Here is a 17,036-nt window from a genome sequence, read left to right as displayed (position 1 = left end):
GGCGTGCGCGCTTTTGCACGCGTGGGAGGCACTTCAGTCCCGACGCGACTTGCCCGCCAAAGCGCCGTGGCCGCAACATCGCCCACGCACCACGCCGCCGGGCGAGGACGCACATGAGCGCACCGACGCTGCAATGGCGGCTGTACGAAGCCGGGCATTGCACCCATCCCGAGCGCGCCACGCGCCGCGGCGCGACGCTGGCGCCGTGCCAGTTCCCGGCGCTGGCGGCGCTGTTGCAGCACCCGGTACACGGCAACCTGCTGTTCGACACCGGCTACTCGCAGCACTTCCTCGATGCCACCGCGCAGTTTCCCGAGCGCCTGTACCGCGTGCTGACGCCGGTGCAACTGGCGCCGGGCCAGTCGTTGCGCGAGCAGTTGGCCCGCGACGGCATCGATGCGGCGGCGATCGACTGGGTCGTGCTGTCGCATTTCCACGGCGACCACGTCGGCGGCGTGGCCGACTTCGCGCAGGCGCGCATCGCCTGCGCGCAACAGGCCTGGGACGACCTGCAACGGCGCGGGCGGCTGGCGGCGTTGCGCGAAGGCTTCCTGCCGGCGCTGCTGCACGGCGCGCGCGAACGCATGCAGTGGTTCGAAGCATTGCCGACCTGTCCGGCACCGGCGGCACTGCGCGGCTTCGGCACGCTGCGCGACCTGTTCGGCGACGGCAGCGTGCTGCTGGTGCCACTGCCCGGGCACGCACCCGGCCACTACGGCCTGTGGTTCGAGGATGCGCACGGACCGGTGTTCCTGGTCGCCGACGCGGCCTGGTCCAGCGCCGCGATCGCCGACGGCACGCCGCCGCCGGCGCTGGTCACCCGCCTGCTCGGCGATCACCGCGTCTATCGCGACACGCTGGCGCGGCTGCATGCGCTGCGCCTGGCCGAACCGGCGCTGCGCATGGTGCCTTCGCATTGCCGGCAATGGCGGCCGGCCGCACGCACAGCGGCCGATGGCTAGCGCACCGGCGGTGCTGATCACCGGCGCGCGCGCGCCGGTGGCGCTGGACCTGGCGCGGCGCTTCGCCGCGCAGGGCTGGCGCGTGCATCTGGCCGACAGCGTGGCCTGCCGCATCTCCGCCTGGTCGCGCGCGGCGACCGCCAGCCATCGCATCGCCCCCGCACGCGACGCGCCGGCCGCCTACGTCGCCGACCTCAATGCGCTGGTCGCACGCCATCGCATCGCGCTGCTGTTGCCGACCTGCGAGGAAGTGTTCTACCTCGCCCGCTACCGTCACGCGCTGCCGGCGCAACTCGACGTGCTGGTGGACGCGTTCGACACGCTGCGCACGCTGCACAGCAAATGGCAGTTCCTGCAGCTTGCGCGCACGCTCGATGCCGACGTGGACGTGCCGGACAGCATGCGGGTGCGCAGCCTGACGCAGGCGCGCGACTGGGCCGGCAGCGCGCCGCTGGTGCTGAAGCCGGAATACTCGCGCTTCGGCGTGCACGTGCGGGTGCATCCACAAGGCCTGCCCGCCGCCGCGCCGCCGCTGCCCGACCAGGGCGACTGGGTCGCGCAGCGCTACTGCGAAGGCGAGGAACGCTGTTCGTACGCGGTGGCGCGCGACGGCGTGCTGCTGGCGCATGCGGTGTACCGGCCGCGCTACCGGCTGCAGCGCAGCTCCAGCTATTACTTCGAGGCCGCGCCGTCGCCGCAGATCGAGCGCTTCACCGCGCAGCTGGTCGGCCAGCTCGGTTTCAGCGGACAGATCTCCTTCGACTGGATCGTCTCGGCGCAGGGCCGCTGCAGCGTGATCGAATGCAATCCGCGCGCGACCAGCGGCCTGCACCTGTTCGCTGCCGCCGACCCACTGGTCGCGGCGCTGGACGGCAGCTGCCGCGATCCGGCGGCGGTGGTACGCCCGGCAGCCACGCGCGCGGCGATGCTCGGCCCGCTGATGCTCGGCGTCGCCCTGCCCGCGGCGCTGCGCCACGGCCAGCTGCGCCGCTGGCGCGACGACTATGCGCGCGCCGACGACGTGCTGGCGCCGCGCGGCGACCGGCGCCCGCTGGCCGGCGCGCTGCGCGACCTGGGCAGCCATGCGCGGCTGGCGCTGGCCCAGCGCTGCACGCTGCGCGAGGCCTCCACCCGCGACATCGAATGGGACGGCGAGGTCCTGCCGCCGCCATGAACGACGACGCCGAGCCCGGTACCGACTACGCCGTGCAAGCGCAACGCTTCGCCGCGCTGCACGCCGGCCGCGATGCGCAAAGCGTAGGCTCCAATCTGTACGCCCGCATCGAGATGCTGCAGGCCGGCACGCTGGCGATGCCGGCGACGGTCAGCGAGGAGCGCGCGGGCAACGCCTGGGTGTGTTCGCCGCGCACCACCTATGCCGACTACGCCGCCGAGGAAGCCGCGCGCCTGCTGCCGCCGGCATTGGCCGCGCCGCTGCGCGGGCTGTGCGGCGGCATCGGCGCGTGGTTGGACTGGGCCCGGATCGACCGCGCGGTCACCCTCAACAACTGGCTGCTGTCCACCAACCTGTATCCGCCGCTGCCGCCCGAAGGACTGGGCGCCCTGCTCGACGCCGCGCGCGCACGCTGGCCGGACCACGCGTTGTGGTTCCGCTCGTTGAACCGGGTGGACACGCCGCATTGGCTGGACGCGCTGCAGGCGCAGGGCTTCACCCTGATCGGCAGCCGCCAGGTGTATCTGTACGAAGACTGGCCGGCGCTGCTGCAGCACCGCGACCTGGCCCGCGACCTCAAGCTCACCGCCCGCACCGACCTGCAGCGCTGCGGCAACGACGCCATCGGCGAGGCCGACTACCCGCGCATCGCCGCGCTGTACGCGCAGCTGTACCTGGACAAGTATTCGCGCTGCAATCCGGACTACCACCCCGAGTTCCTGCGCGCCTGGCACCGCGCCGGACTGCTGCGCTTCGATGGCTTTCGCGACGCGAGCGGCGAACTGGTCTGCATCACCGGCCTGTTCGGCATCGGACGCACGCTGACCGCGCCGATCGTCGGCTACGACCTGCGCCAGCCGCAACGGCTGGCGCTGTACCGCACGCTCACCGCGTGCGGCTTCGAACACGCGCTGCGCCACGGCCGCCGGCTCAACCAGAGCGCCGGCGCGGCCAGCTTCAAGCGCCAGCGCGGCGGCACGCCGGTGATCGAGTACAGCGCGGTGGACGCGCGCCACCTGCCGCTGCGCCGGCGCCAGCCGATCGCCGCGCTCGGCACGCTGACCGAACGCATCGGCGTGCCGCTGATGCGCCGCTATCGGCTGTGAACGGCGTCGCCGGCAGCCACGCCGGTTTGCACAGACGCATGACGAGGGGCGCAGGCGACCAATCAGGTCTGCCCTCAGTTCCGACTCCGATCGCGCAGGGAACTCCCTAAAGATCTTTCCGGCGATGCCGACACTCCTGCATTCGCTCGCAACACGCAGCGATGGGCAACCGACGTTTATCGCAAACCTGTCCCTGCCCTGTAGAGAGACCGCCGCGTCGAAGCTCCACCGCCGGCAAGCTGGCGTATCCGGCGCGTTATGCCCAGGCGGGGGGCCACGTCGCGCCGCCGGCGCATATGTGCTGTTTTATAATGGGCGGCATCAGAATATCGTTTCTGCCGCGGATCGGGGGACCTGTGGAGTGGATCGCGCACCTGGCTCACGCCGGCACGCTGTTGATCGTCAACGCATTGCTGGCGGCCGTGTCGGCGGCGGTGTTCCTTGCCATCCATCTGACGGGACGCAATGCGGCGCCCGTTCGCGGATTGCGGCTGCTCGGCCTGAGCTACGCCACCTTCGCCGCCGGCTTCGGCATCCTGTTGCTGCCGGCGTTGCCGGTGTACAACGCCAGCGTGGGGCTGATCGGCAATCTGACGCTCGATCTGGCCACGCTCTTGACCCTGGTCGCGGTGAACGCCTATCTGCGGCGGCCACTGTTGCAGCTGTGGATCGTGATTCCGGTGGCGCTCATCGCCGCCGCAGAGATTTATTTCCTGCAGCAGGGCGGCGTCAATCTCCGCATCATGGTGATCTGCGGCTGTGTCCTGCGCGGCCTGTTGACGGTCGCCACGGGCGTGGCCCTGTGGCGCTACGCCGACCCGACCGCACGAACCGCGGCGCGCTTCACCGCCGCCTTCCACTTCCTGTGGGCCTTGATGCTGCTGTTGCGGATCGCATGGTGGTCGTTCAACCCGTCCGCGGACACCAGCTACGATCCGACCTCGACCTTCGGGTTGCTCTCGCGCATGGTGCTGACCTCCATCATCACCCCCGGATTCCTGTGGATGCTGACCCGGCAGATGCATGCGGAACTGATTCGCCACGCTTCGCAGGACGCCCTCACCGGCGTCGCCAACCGTCGCGTGATGTGGGACAAGGGCGAATCGGCCACACAGAAGGCGCGCGACAGGAATTCTCCGATCACGGTGCTGATGATCGACGTCGACAACTTCAAGACCATCAACGACCGGCTGGGCCACACCGTCGGCGACCAGGTGCTGGTCGCCATCGCCGACACGCTCGCACGGCACATCCGCAGCCCGGACCTGCTTGCCCGCGTGGGCGGCGAAGAGTTCATGGTGCTGATCCCGCATGGCGACGAATCAGTGGTGCGCGACATCGCCGAGCGCCTGCGGCGCATGGTCGAGCGCCAGGACATCGTGGCCCCGTCCGGCGTACCGGTCGCCTGCACGGTCAGCGTCGGCTACTGCATTTCGGCCCAGGCGCAGGTCGAATGGCAGAAGCTGGTGCTCATCGCCGACCAGGCGCTCTACGCGGCCAAGCGCGGCGGGCGCAACAGGGTGACCGGAACGATCGTCGCGTAGCGTAGCGGACCGGCGGTGTTGCGCGGGTACAAGGGCACACCGCACACCGATGCCTGCACAACGTAATGATCGCTTGCGGCGACGCCAAAACGCAGCGCCCGCCGGCGCGCACGCGCCACATCGGGAACACGCCTCCAGACATCGGCATGCCGCGCATGCGACGCTAGCGGCCATGAACGATTGGCATCCCTCGCTGTACCGACACTGGTTCGCCGTCGCCCGGGCCGACGCGCTGCGCACTCGGCCGCTGGCGGTGACGGTGATGGACCGGCACGCGGCGATCGCGCGCTGCGCCGACGGCAGCCTGCTCGCGCTGGAGGACCGCTGCCCGCACCGGCATGCGCCGCTGTCGGCCGGCTGCGCCACCGGCGACGGACTGGCCTGCCCGTACCACGGCTGGCGCTTCGGCCGCGACGGCGCGCTGCGCGAGATCCCCGGCATGCCGCCCGGGCAGGCGCCGCCGGCGGTGCGGGTGCGCGCCTTCGCCGCGCGCGAACACGACGGATTGATCTGGCTGCGCCCGGATCCCGACGGCGACGCGCACCCGGCGCAATTGGTGCAGGCCTTGCAGCCGCCGTCGCGGCGCTTCCTGTGGCGCACGCGTTGGGAGGCGCACGTGGTCGATGCGCTGGAGAACTTCCTCGACCCGCTGCATACCCACCTGCTGCATCCGGGACTGGTGCGCCGTGGCGGCGCGCGCACCGCGATGCGCGCCTGCCTGCAGACCACCACCGAAGGCTTCCACGTCGACTACGCCGGCGCCGCCGCGCAGAGCGGCTGGCTGTACCGCTTGTTCGAATCGCCGCGCACGCTGGAACGCGCGCACTTCGCCGCGCCGGGCACCGCGCAGATCGAATACCGCTACGCGCGCGGCGGCCGCGTACGGATCAGCCTGCACTTCACCCCGGTCGGCCTGCGCAGCACCGAGGTGTTCGCCAGTCTGCACGTGGACGGGCGCTGGGCGCCGGCATGGGCGGTGCGCTGGCTGGTGTGGCCGCTGCTGCGCAAGGTCGGCGAGCAGGACCGGCGCATGCTCGCGTTGCAAGCGCACAACCTGCAGCGCTTTCCCGGCGCGCGCGGTGCCTCGACCGCGCTGGACCTGGTGCGCGAGCCGCTGCGCCGCTACTGGGACGGCGTGCCGCTGCCGGCACCCGGCGCGCAGCAGTCCGTCGACATCATGCTGTAACCGCGTCGAACGCGCCGAGCGCGTCGATCGCCTGCGCCAACGGCACCGGCCTTCCGATCAGGTAGCCCTGCACGTGGTCGCAGCCATGCGCCCGCAACCACTGCAACTGCTCGGCGCTTTCCACTCCCTCGGCCACCACTTCCAGGCCCAGGCTGCGGCCGAGCGTCAGCAGGGCCTCGCAGATCGACGCATTGCGCGCGTCGCGATGCACGTCGGCGACGAAGCTGCGATCGATCTTCAGCGCATCCAGCGGCAGGTCGCGCAGGTAGGCCATGCTGGAAAAGCCGGTGCCGAAATCGTCCAGCGCCACGCACACGCCGAGCGCGCGCAGCTGCCGCAGCACCTCCAGCGCCTGCTGCGGATGCCGCATCAGGCTGCTCTCGGTCAGCTCCAGGTGCAGGCCGTCGGCGGCCAGGCCGGCCTCGGCGCAGGCCTGTGCCAGGTCCGCGACCAGGTCGCCATCGAAGAACTGCAGCGCCGAGACGTTCACCGCCACCGGCAACCCCGGCCAGCCGTGCGCCGCCAGCTGCCGCCGTGCCTGCGCCGCGGCGCGCATCACCCAGCGGCCCAACGGCAGGATCAGCCCGGTGTCCTCGCACAGCTGGATGAACTGGTCCGGGGCGATGTAGCTGCCGTCGGCCTGCGGCCAGCGGATCAGCGCCTCCAGCAGGCGCGGCGCGCCGCTGTCGGCGCGCACCACCGGCTGGAAATACAGCTCGAATTCCTGCCGCTCGATCGCCTGGTGGATGCGCCCGGCCAGGCGCAGGCGTTCGCCGATGCGCGCGGACATGCTGCGCTCGAAGCGGGCGACGCTGCGCCCGTCGGCCTGCGCCGCGTGCGCCGCCTGCGCGGCGCTGCCGATGGCCTCCTCGGCGCCGGCGGCATCGTCCGGACACAGCGCCACGCCGACATGCGCCTGCAGCTGCTGGGCGAAGTCGCCGCCCTGCACCGGCGTGGCGACCGCCTCGAGCAGCGCCTGCAGCGCCTGCGGCAGCTGCTGCGGATCCAGCACCGCCAGCACGAAGTCCTGCGATGGCTGGTATGCGGTCAGGCCGAAGCGCTCGCCGAGCCCGCGCACGCGCGCGGCCACCGCGCAGCGCACCGCGTCGCCGGCGGCGCGGCCCAGGGTGTCGCCGATCAGCGCCAGGCCGCGCAGCTGCACGTAGGCCACCGCGTAGGCGGCGTGCGGCCGTGCGTTCAGCGCCTCGGCCAGCGCGCGCGGATTGAGCAGGCCGGTGGCGACGTCGTGGCTGGCGCGGAACGCGAGTTCGCGCTCGTAGGCCAGGCGCTGGCTGACGTCCTCGGCCAGGATCAGCCGCGCCGGCGCGCCGCCGAACTCCAGGTCGGCGCTGTGGATGCGCACCGACAGCAGGCTGCCGTCCTTGCGCCGGTGGGTCCAGATGCTCGGCTCGTCGAAGCCTTCGCGCGGCTTGCGCACGTCCGCCAGCAGCCGCTCGGCGTCGCTGGCCGGTCGCAGGTCGAGCAGGGTCATCGCCAGGAACTCGTCGCGGCTGTAGCCGTACTGGCGGATCGCGGCCTGATTCACTTCCAGGAAGCGCAGGCTGTCCACCGCGAACAGCCAGAACGGCAGCGGGTTGCGTTCGAACATCAGCCGGAATTGGCGCTCGGCATCGATCAGCCGCGCCGCCACCTCCAGCCGCTCGCTCACGTCCTGCACCGCACCGGTCATGCACATCCCGTCGCGCCCATGCACCAGCGCGCCGCGCGCGGCCAGCCAGCGCAGGCGCCCGTCCGGCATGTGCATGCGGTACACCGCGTTGTACTCGCCAAGCCCTTGCAGCGCGTCCTCATAGCTGCGCGCCACCCGTGCGCGGTCGTCGTCGTGCACCCGGGCCAGGAACGCGTCGACCGTCATGCTCATCCGCGGCAGCCCCAGCATCGCCCCGGTCGGCTCGGACAGCAGCAGCTGGCGCTGGTCGGTGTCGATCTGCCAGGTGCCGATGCCGCCCATCTCGTGGGCCAGGCGCAGGTCCTCGTCGCCGCGGCGCAACCGTTGCAGCAGGTGCCGCTGGCGGTGCTCGGCGCGGCGCAGGCTGCCGAGCAGGTAGGTGAACCCGGCCAGGTACAGCAGGTACACCGCACTCGCGCCGCCGGCGAACCACCACCAGCCGGCCAGCGCCTCGCGCACCGACAGCCCCGCCACCGCCAGCAGCGGATAGTCGCGCCCGCCGCTGATCGCCACCATCCGCGCCTGCTGGCCGAACACCGCTGCGCGCATGCCCAGCGCCAGGCCCTGCGGTTGCGACCGTGCCAGGCCCGGCGGCAGCTGCACGCGGCCGCCGGCGGCCGGACCGCTGGCGGCCAGCAGCAGGCCGTGGGCGTCGATCAGGCCGACCACGCCGTCGTGCCCGGTATCGAAGCCGGCGACGATCTGTTGCAGCGCCGCGACCCGCCAGCGCGCCAGCACCCAGCCGCCGGAGGCCAGCGGCAACGCCAGGCGCACCACCGGCTCGCCGTCGGCGGTGCGCTGCAGCGGCCCGACGAACACGCCCGCGCTGCCGCGCTGCGCCTGCTGCGTCCACTGGCGCACGCTGGGATCGCCCGCGCCGCCGAGCCAGCGCGCACCCTGCGCATCCAGCAGCGCCACGCTGTGCAATTCCGGATGCCGCGCCAGCAACCCCTGCAGCGAGGCCTCGACCAGCGCCGGCGCATGTGCCGGGGTCTCCGCGCGCAGCGCCTGCGCGTTCGCCGCCTCGCCGCGCAGCGCTTGGCCCAAGGTGTCCAGCTTCACCTGCAGCAGGCGGTCGGCGCCGGTCGCCAGCGCCAGGCTCTGCCGCTGTGCGGCCGCCAGGCGGTTGTCGCGGTCCTGCACCAGCACGTAGGCCAGCGCACCGGCCAGCACCACCGCCAGCAGCAGGCCCCACACCAGGATCGCATGCAGCGGCGCGCGCAACGCCCGCCGCAGGCGGTGCCTGAAGCGCAGGTCGCGCGTCTTGTCGGTGGCGGAGAAACGGTGCGGCATAGGTCGTCTTTAGAGCGGCACGGCGGCCGCGATCTTGACCGGCCAGGAGCCGTGCATCCGGACTGCGCACGCGCATTCCCGTTCATCTTCCGCAACGGCCGGACCGTACCTAGCCGGGCCAGTGCGCCAGTTGCTGCGGCGCGATCCCCACCCGCCGGCAGGCGCGTTGCGCGATGCCGTCGCTGAGCGCCACCCGGAACAGCGGCGCCAGCCCTTGCAGCATCCGCGCCGAAGCCGCCGCGTGCAGGCCTTGCAGGCGTCCGCGTCCAAGCATCGCCGTGGCCCACGGCGGCAGCAGCGCCGCGCCTGCGCCCAGGAACAGGTCGCGCGACAGCCCCGCGGCGGGCACCGGCAGGCGCAGCGAGGACAGCACCGCCAGCACTTCGCGCGAGCGCGCGTCCACCCGCAGCTGCGGACGCACCTGGGCGAAGTACGCCAGCACTTCGCGCTCGGACGACGGCACCGCCTGCGCGCCCAGCGCCTCGGCCACGCGCCGCACCTCGTCGTAGTAGCGATCGGCGATGGCCGGCGGCACCGCGCGGCAGTAGCGGCGATAGCCCTGCAGGAAACCGTAGGCCTCGGTGACGTGCACCCAGGTGAGCAGCGCCGGATCGTCGGCGGCATAGGCGCGGCCATCGGGCGTGTGGCCGCGGATCCGCGCGTGGATCGCGCGTACCCGCTGGATCAGGCGTTGCGCCTCGGCCAGCGGCGCATAGCTGGTGGCGGCGACGAACTGGGTGGTGCGGCGCAGGCGCCCGACCAGGTCCTCGCGGAAATTGGAATGGTCGTAGACGCCGGCCAGCGCCAGCGGATGCAGGGTCTGCAGCAGCAAGGCGCACAGGCCGCCGGAGAGCATGCCGGGGAACTCGGCATGGATGCGCCAGGTGACGCTGTCCGGGCCGAACAGGCCGGCGTCGCCGTGTGGTTGATCGTAGTCGATGCCGCTATGGCCACGCGGGAACGCGCCCAGCACCCAGCGGCGGATCTGGGCGGAAGCCGGGGCGGTGAGCGTACGCAGCATGGCGGTCATCGGCACATGGTAGCGAGCGGCGTGCATGCGCCGCGCAAACCGCATGCCCGCGTTGGCGACGTCGCACGCAATGCAGCGGCCGCCGGGGGCTGCGCGTGCCGCGCCGCAGCCGGTGCGGCGGCGCGGCGCTGCGACGGCCGCATGTGCGACCGCAGCATGGCAATTGCGGCCACTGTGCTAGAAAGAACCTGCCTCAAGATCGCCAGCGGCATCGTCGTTCGTCACCGTATCTGCAAGGAGCCTGTCATGATCGCTTTGTTCAAGGGGTTGGGGTTGTTGCTGGAGGACAACGCGCTGCACCAGCGCTCGTTCCCCGAACAGGTCGCGCATTGGCAGCACAAGAGCGAAGCGCAGCTGCGCTCGGAAGTGGACCTGCTGGCCAAGGCCAAGCAGCAGTGGCTGGTGGCCTCGATCGTCGGCTGGCAGGCGATCTCGCTGGTGATCCTGGGAGTCATCACCAACCAGTTGTGGCAGCACGACTACCACGTGACCTTCTCCCGCATCGTCATCGTGTTCAGTTCGTGGGTCGCGATCCTGTTCGTGATCTGGTTCATCGCCAACATGTTCGACCGCACCGCCGGCTTCGAGCGCTGGCTCACCGCGTTCAACAGCCGCGAGCCGCTGACCGTCGATGCCGACACGGTGGAGTGCGTAGCCGATGCGCTGAACATGGCGCGCAAGTATCCGGAGATCCTCGAGTACAAGCGCGAGGTGGTCGCCAACCGCGAGTTGCGCCACGAGGACATCCGCATCATGCGCGAGATGGGCCGCATCCGCCTGCACGCCGAACTGGTCGCCGCGCTGATCCAGTTCGAAGGGCTGCCGCCGGGCGGCCAGACCGGCGTGTTCCGCGTCGCCGGCTGAGCCGGCTGCGTCGCACCGTTACTGCACGACGCGTCTCAACTAGGCGCATCGCCCTCCGCAACGGAGGGCGGGCGCAATCATCGTAGTGGGCATGTCGGCGCGCCGTGCGCGGCGACAACGCTACACCGATGCCCGTTGTCCGCACCCCATCCAGGTTCTTGCCGCCGCGGCCGTTGGCGGCCCGCATGCGCACCGGTGACGTGCGCATCTATGGCATGCCAACGCACCGCAAGTCGTCGTGCGCCGCCTCGCCCGTGGCCGCCACTGCCCGTAGCGATACTCCTGCGTCTCCCGGATAAAGCGTTCGGGTCGCGACGATGGCGCCAGCCTGCGCGGCGCCTGCACCGGAGGCCGCCCGCCGCGCCGAGCGCCGGCGCTTCGCAAATGCCTCTTCGCGAAATATAATCATTCTCGATTAGCCCTCCCCGCCTCCACTCCACGGTTCCGATGAAACTGCATCCCCTTCCGCTCGCCTGCCTGCTCGGCATGGCGGCTTCCACGGCTGCGCGCGCGGCCAACGCGACCGACGCCATGCAGGCCACCGCGCTGCCCGCGGTGCAGGTCCGCGCCGAGGTCGACACCGGCTTCCGCAGCACCGCGCCGGCGCAGTCCGACAAGTCGGACGCGCCGCTGGCGCAGACCCCATTCTCGATCACCGTGGTGCCGCGCGCGCTGCTGGACAGCCAGCAGGCGCAGACTCTGGCCGATGCGCTGCACAACGTGTCCGGCGTGGTCGCCAACACCTTCGGCCGGCGCGGCTGGGACGACCTGATCATCCGCGGCCAGACCGCCTCCGACTCGCTGTTCGTCGATGGCCTGCGCACCGCCGCCAACAACCGCGTCGCCGAGCAGCTGTTCGGCATGCAGCAGGTGGAAGTGCTGAAGGGGCCGGCCTCGCTACTGTACGGCCAGGTGCTGCCCGGCGGGCTGGTCAACCTGGTCAGCAAGCGCCCCGCGCGCACGCCGCTGCGCCGCGCCGAACTGGGCGTCGGCAGCGACGGCCTGCAGCAGGGCAGCGTCGACCTGAACCAGCCGCTGTCGGCCAACGGCAAGGTCGCGCTGCGCCTCAACGGCCTGGCGATGAATGCGGACGACCCCACCGACCACGTGTATTTCCGCAGCCGCTGGATCGCACCGTCGCTGTCGCTGGACCTGGGCGAACGCACCGACTTCGTGCTGTTGACCAGCTACCAGGAACGCGACTACATCCGCCAGCAGGGACTGCCCTGGGAAGGCAGCGCCGACGCCAATCCGAACGGCAGGATCGACCGTTCGCTGTTCACCGGCGAGCCGACGCAACCGCCGTACCACAGCCACCAGAGCCGCGTCGGCTACGTGCTGGACCACCGCTTCGACAACGGCTGGACCCTGCACCACGCGGCGCGCTGGCAGGCATTCGGGCTGGACGGTTTCTTCATCGCCAACAACGGCCTGGCCGCCGACCTGCGCACGCTACGCCGCACCGCCACCGACCAGCACTACGACGGCCGCACCTGGGTGCAGGACACCTACCTGCAGCGCGGCCTCGCCACCGGCGCCTGGCAGCACACGCTGACCGTCGGCGTGGACGCGTTCAAGACCTGGGAATGGAACGTGCAATCCACCTGCCGGGTCGGCACGCTGAACGTGTACGCGCCGGTCTACGGCGGCGCCATCGCCTGCCCGGCCACGCCCAGCCGCGACAATCTCAGCGTGGTCGCCTCCGGCGGCCTCTACCTGCGCGACCGCATCCAGTTCGCGCGCGACTGGCAGCTGCTGCTGGGCCTGCGTCACGACCGCAGCCGCAACCGCAGCGAGGACCATCTCACCGGCGTGGACGCGCGCAACGACGCCAGCGCCACCACCGGCTCGGCCGCGCTGATGTTCGATGCCGGCGGCGGACTGCATCCCTATGCCAGCGTCGCCACCTCGTTCTTTCCCAACGTCGGCACCGACGCGCAGGGCGCGCAGTTCGACCCCGAGCGCGGCCGCCAGGTGGAGCTGGGAGTGAAGATGGAACTGGACGCCGGCACCAGCCTGAGCATGGCGCTGTACGACCTGCGCCGGCGCAACGTGCTGCAGGCCGATCCGCTCAACGACGGCTACAGCATCGCGGTCGGCGAGCAGCGCAGCCGCGGCGTGGAGCTCAACGCCGCCGCCGACCTGGGCAGTGGGGTCAGCCTGTTCGCCGGCTATGCCTACACCGACGCGGTGGTGACCGACGACGGCGCGCAACGCGTCACCACCGTCGGCGACCGCCTGTACAACGTGCCCAGGCACAGCGGCTCGCTGTGGCTGCAGTACGCGCCGCACGGCGTGGACGACGGCTGGACCTTCAGCGGCGGCGGCCGCGCCGAAGGCGAGAAGACCGCCTACGGCCACCGCATCCCCGGCTACGTGGTGTTCGACGCCGGCCTGGCCTACCGCCAGGGCCACTGGCGCTACGCGCTGAACCTGAAGAACGCATTCGACCACGACTACTACAGCGGCGGCCTGCAGCGCGCGGTGGCGCTGGGCGACCCGCGCACGCTGCTGTTCTCGGTGGGCGTGGATTACTAGCGCCCCGTTTGCTTTGCAAGCAACTCAGCGGCCCCGCGACATGTCGGGGCTGAAGCCCCTCCTACAGTGCACCCAGCTCGTCGTCGCGAGCTCCTGCATAGCCCGCGAGCTTCTGTAGGAGCGGCTTCAGCCGCGACGAACGAAGCCATCCAGCTATCCGACCTCGAAAGCAGTCGGGACTGAAGTCCCTCCCACAGTGCACCCAGCAGGCTCGCCGCAATTCCTTGTGGGAGCGACTTCAGTCGCGACGAGCGGAGCCGTCCGATTGCCAGGCCTCATGAAGCGATCGCGACAGATGGACCCAAAAAGATCGATATCGCAGCGACTTCGGCAACCTGTCGCGGCTGAAGCCGCTCCTACAGTGCACCTGGCGAGTCGGCCGTTTGCTTCCTGTAGGAGCGGCTTCAGCCGCGACGAACGAAGCCATCTGCTGTCCGGCTTCGGAAGCAGTCGGGACTGAAGTCCCTCCCACAGTGCACCCAGACGGCTCACCGCAGGCCACTGTGGGAGCGACTTCAGTCGCGACGAGCGGAGCCGTCCGATTGCCAGGCCTCATGAAGCGATCGCGACAGATGGGCCCAAAAGATCGATATCGCAGCGGCTTCGGCAACCTGTCGCGGCTGAAGCCGCTCCTACAGTGCACCCAGCGAGTCGGCCGCTTGCTTCCTGTAGGAGCGGCTTCAGCCGCGACGAACGAAGCCATCTGCTGTCCCGCTTCGGAAGCAGTCGGGACTGAAGTCCCTCCCACAGTGCACCCAGTAGGCTTGGTGCAAGTCTTTGTGGGAGCGGCTTCAGCCGCGACGACGAAGCATCCAGCTATCCGGCTTTGGAAACAGTCGGGACTGATGAGCGGACTCTGACCCGCGACGGTATCGGCAACTGCCCCCTCGACGTCGGCCGCCACTCACCCCTGCGCGCACGGCTGCCCCGCCGCCGGGGTCTCGGGCGCGACGCACTGGCCGAAGTCGCGCGGCAGGCCGGGGACGTCGCGGCGCTGGCCGACCTGCAGGTCGAACTCCTGCAGCACGCGCGGCGCGCACGACGCTGTCGCCGTGCCGCTGCCGGCAGCCGCGTCCGGCGCCGCGCAGGCGGCATAGACCTGGTAGTGGCAGTGCCCGCTGCGGCTGTCGACGCAGCGGAACGTGGCCAGCCCGCCGCGGTAGGTGGTGCGGCTGAAGATCACCGCCACGCCGCGCTCGCTGGTATGCACCACGGTCTCGCGGTGGGCGTCGGTGGACAGGTCGAGGTTGGCGTGGCCCTGGCAGCCGGCGAGGCTGAGCAGGCACGACCACAGCGCGGAGAGCAGACGCATGGCGAATTCCTTGTTCCAGTGCGAAAAGGCGAAAACGCGGCGCTTACATGCCGCGGAACAGACTCATGTACGGCTGGCTGACGGTCAGCACTTCGTCGCGGTGGCGCAGCTTCATCCGGCCCTTGCCGGTGTCGTCGCGGACCACCGAGGCCACCGCCTTCAGGTTGACGATGGTGGAGCGGTGGATCTGCCGGAACGCGGCCGGGTCCAGCACGTCCAGCAGTTCGCGCAGCGGCGTGCGCAACAACGCCTCGCCGTCGCGGGTCAGCACCGTGGTGTACTTGTTGTCGGCCTGGAAATAGACCACGTCGTCGAGCAGGATCAGCCGCGTCTCGCGACCGCTGTTGGCGGTAATCCAGGCCAGCGGCGGCGGCGCCGAGGGCGACGGCGGACGCTGCCCAAGACGCTGCAGCAACGCATCCAGCACTGCCACGTCCGGCCCCTGCGCGGCGCGCGCCTGCAGCCGCTGCACGGTCGCCAGCAGGCGTTCGCGCGCGATCGGCTTGAGCAGGTAGTCCACCGCGCCCTGCTCGAACGCGTCGATCGCGTACTGATCGTAGGCGGTGACGAACACCACCTGGGTGCGCGGGCTCAGTTCGCCCAGCGCGCGCGCCACTTCGATGCCGCTCAGGCCGGGCATGCGGATGTCCAGGAAGGCCACGTCCGGCTGGTGCTCGGCCAGGCGCTCCAGCGCGCTGGCGCCGTCCTCGCACTCGGCGACGATGCGCAGCTGCGGCCAGACCTCGCCGAGCAGCGCGACCAGCGCGGTGCGCAGCAGTTCCTCGTCTTCGGCGACGATCGCATCAACCATGTCGCGCTCCTGCCGGCAGCGGCGGCGGGACCGGCGACGGCGACGGCGCTTGCCATTGCGGCGGACACGGCAAGGTGATCGTCGCGGCCACGCCGCTGGGGAAGTTGGACACGATCGCGAACGTGGCCGCGCCGGCATAGGTCAGGCGCAGGCGCTCGCGCAGGTTCTTCAGGCCGATGCCGGTGCCGCTGGACTGACTGTTGAAGCCCAGGCCGTCGTCGGCGACGGTGATGGTGACGTGGTCGTCGAAGGCGCGCGCCAGGATCCAGACCGTGCCGCCGCCGGGCTTGGGTTCCAGGCCGTGCTTGATCGCGTTCTCCACCAGCGTCTGCAGCATCATCGACGGCAGCGCCAGGCTCTTCATCGCCTCCGGCACCTGTACTTCCAGCTGCAGCCGCGCACCCATGCGGATCTTGAGGATCTCCAGGTAGGCCTGGGTGCGTTCGAGTTCCTCGCCGAGCGAACTCAGCGCGTCCTCGGCGCTGGGCAGCGAGCGGCGCAGGTACTGGATCAGGTAGCCGAGCATCAGGTCGGCGCGCGGCGGATCGGTGCGCGCCAGCACCTGCGCGCTGGCCAGCGTGTTGTACAGGAAGTGCGGTTCGACTTGCGCGTGCAGCAGGTTCAGCCGCGCCACGGTCAGTTCCTGCGCGGTGGCCGCCTGCGCGGCGGCGGCCTGTTCGTCACGGCGCAGTTCGGCGACGCGGCGCGCCACCGCGCGGCTCAGCGCCTCGGCGTTCTCGTAGTTGCTGCCTTCGTCGACGGCGAACAGGTCGATCCAGGCGCTGGCGTCAGGCTCCAGCAACAGGATCAGGCTGCTGCTGCCGGCGCCGGGGGTCAGCGTCGCCAGCACCTGGTTGCGCTTGACCGCGAAGCGCGCGGCCAGGTTCCAGCGCGACGGCTTGCGGCCGTTGTACGGATCGATGCGGCGCACTTTCGCGCGCACCTGCAGGCTGTCGGCGGCGCTCTCGATCTCTTCCACCCGCGGCAGTTCGCGCACCGCCGCATCGACCAGCGCGAACGCCTCGCGGGTGTCCAGTGGGATCTCGATCTGGCGCCGCTGGCGGCTGGACAGGCTGGCGGTGTCCAGGCGCCCGGCGATCAACCAGACCCGGCGCAGGTGGGTGATGCCGGCGACCAGCGCCGACAGCATCAGCAGCATCGCCAGCAGGCCGAAGAACCAGCCGGGCCGGTCTTCCATGCCGTAGAACAGGCCGCTCCAGACGAAGCCGGCGACGATTACGGCGGCCGCCCAGGCGCACAGCAGGCGGATGATCAGGGACACGCTGGAAAACATGGCGGCGGGGATCGGTGACATGCGGCGAGCATAGCCGCGGCGGCGCGGGCCGCCAGTCCCCTTGCGACGAAACCGCGCCGACGCGGACGAGGCAGCGGATCGGCGGAGCGAAACATGGCGCTGGCGAGGCTTCGGGGGCGTCCCGCGACCGCAGCGCACGACGGGACCGAGCCGTGCTGCACAGCGACCGCCTGCCCTGTCGCTGTGGCTGCGCCCAGCGAAGCCTGCGCCA

At 71.0% G+C, this 17,036-nt stretch carries 12 protein-coding genes; 7 read left to right on the top strand and 5 right to left on the bottom strand.

Features of this window, described 5'->3' with window-relative positions:
• Window positions 1–113 precede the first annotated feature (113 nt).
• The 5 genes from VDQ83_RS08165 to VDQ83_RS08145 all read left to right on the top strand — a co-directional run bounded on the left by VDQ83_RS08165 (window position 114) and on the right by VDQ83_RS08145 (window position 5,972).
• Window positions 114–962, top strand: coding sequence for an MBL fold metallo-hydrolase (locus VDQ83_RS08165; protein WP_455434525.1), 849 nt, complete (start codon window positions 114–116; stop codon window positions 960–962).
• Window positions 955–2,136, top strand: a complete 1,182-nt coding sequence (locus VDQ83_RS08160; RefSeq protein ID WP_455434524.1) for an ATP-grasp domain-containing protein — start codon at window positions 955–957, stop codon at window positions 2,134–2,136. Before VDQ83_RS08165 ends, VDQ83_RS08160 begins: the two co-directional genes overlap by 8 nt.
• Window positions 2,133–3,242: a hypothetical protein gene (locus VDQ83_RS08155; protein WP_455434523.1), complete on the top strand. Its 1,110-nt coding sequence runs from the start codon at window positions 2,133–2,135 to the stop codon at window positions 3,240–3,242. The genes VDQ83_RS08160 and VDQ83_RS08155 overlap by 4 nt, the downstream gene beginning before the upstream one ends.
• A gap of 161 nt (window positions 3,243–3,403) precedes the next feature.
• Complete coding sequence (locus tag VDQ83_RS08150; protein WP_455434522.1) at window positions 3,404–4,786, top strand: diguanylate cyclase; 1,383 nt, start codon at window positions 3,404–3,406, stop codon at window positions 4,784–4,786.
• 172 nt (window positions 4,787–4,958) lie between these two features.
• Window positions 4,959–5,972, top strand: a complete 1,014-nt coding sequence (locus VDQ83_RS08145; protein ID WP_455434521.1) for a Rieske 2Fe-2S domain-containing protein — start codon at window positions 4,959–4,961, stop codon at window positions 5,970–5,972.
• Here the strand turns inward: VDQ83_RS08145 and VDQ83_RS08140 are convergent.
• Window positions 5,962–8,955 carry a bifunctional diguanylate cyclase/phosphodiesterase gene (locus VDQ83_RS08140; RefSeq protein WP_455434520.1) on the bottom strand — a complete coding sequence of 998 codons (2,994 nt, stop codon included), beginning with the start codon at window positions 8,953–8,955 and terminating at the stop codon, window positions 5,962–5,964. The genes VDQ83_RS08145 and VDQ83_RS08140 overlap by 11 nt on opposite strands.
• A gap of 109 nt (window positions 8,956–9,064) precedes the next feature.
• Window positions 9,065–10,030 carry an oxygenase MpaB family protein gene (locus VDQ83_RS08135; protein WP_455434519.1) on the bottom strand — a complete coding sequence of 322 codons (966 nt, stop codon included), beginning with the start codon at window positions 10,028–10,030 and terminating at the stop codon, window positions 9,065–9,067.
• Between the two features lie 201 nt (window positions 10,031–10,231).
• Between VDQ83_RS08135 and VDQ83_RS08130 the strand changes: the two genes are divergently transcribed.
• Both VDQ83_RS08130 and VDQ83_RS08125 read left to right on the top strand, forming a co-directional pair.
• A complete protein-coding gene (locus VDQ83_RS08130; protein WP_455434518.1) occupies window positions 10,232–10,849 on the top strand; it encodes a hypothetical protein in 618 nt (205 codons plus the stop codon).
• A gap of 447 nt (window positions 10,850–11,296) precedes the next feature.
• Window positions 11,297–13,387, top strand: coding sequence for a TonB-dependent siderophore receptor (locus tag VDQ83_RS08125; protein ID WP_455434517.1), 2,091 nt, complete (start codon window positions 11,297–11,299; stop codon window positions 13,385–13,387).
• Window positions 13,388–14,291: 904 nt separating this feature from the next.
• On the opposite strand, the gene VDQ83_RS08120 is transcribed toward VDQ83_RS08125, so the two are convergent.
• The 3 genes from VDQ83_RS08120 to VDQ83_RS08110 are packed head-to-tail and all read right to left on the bottom strand — an operon-like array spanning window position 14,292 to window position 16,804.
• On the bottom strand, window positions 14,292–14,699 hold the full coding sequence (locus tag VDQ83_RS08120; protein WP_455434516.1) for a hypothetical protein: 408 nt from the start codon (window positions 14,697–14,699) through the stop codon (window positions 14,292–14,294).
• A 43-nt stretch (window positions 14,700–14,742) separates the two neighbouring features.
• Window positions 14,743–15,510 (bottom strand): LytR/AlgR family response regulator transcription factor, encoded by a 768-nt coding sequence (locus tag VDQ83_RS08115; RefSeq protein ID WP_263397032.1) that lies wholly within the window; start codon window positions 15,508–15,510, stop codon window positions 14,743–14,745.
• Window positions 15,503–16,804, bottom strand: a complete 1,302-nt coding sequence (locus tag VDQ83_RS08110; protein ID WP_455434555.1) for a sensor histidine kinase — start codon at window positions 16,802–16,804, stop codon at window positions 15,503–15,505. Before VDQ83_RS08110 ends, VDQ83_RS08115 begins: the two co-directional genes overlap by 8 nt.
• Window positions 16,805–17,036: the final 232 nt, after the last annotated feature.

This window comes from Xanthomonas sp. WHRI 7945 (assembly GCF_035026585.1).
Note: the sequence above shows the minus strand (reverse complement) of the source record. Positions and strands in the feature narration are given on the sequence as shown.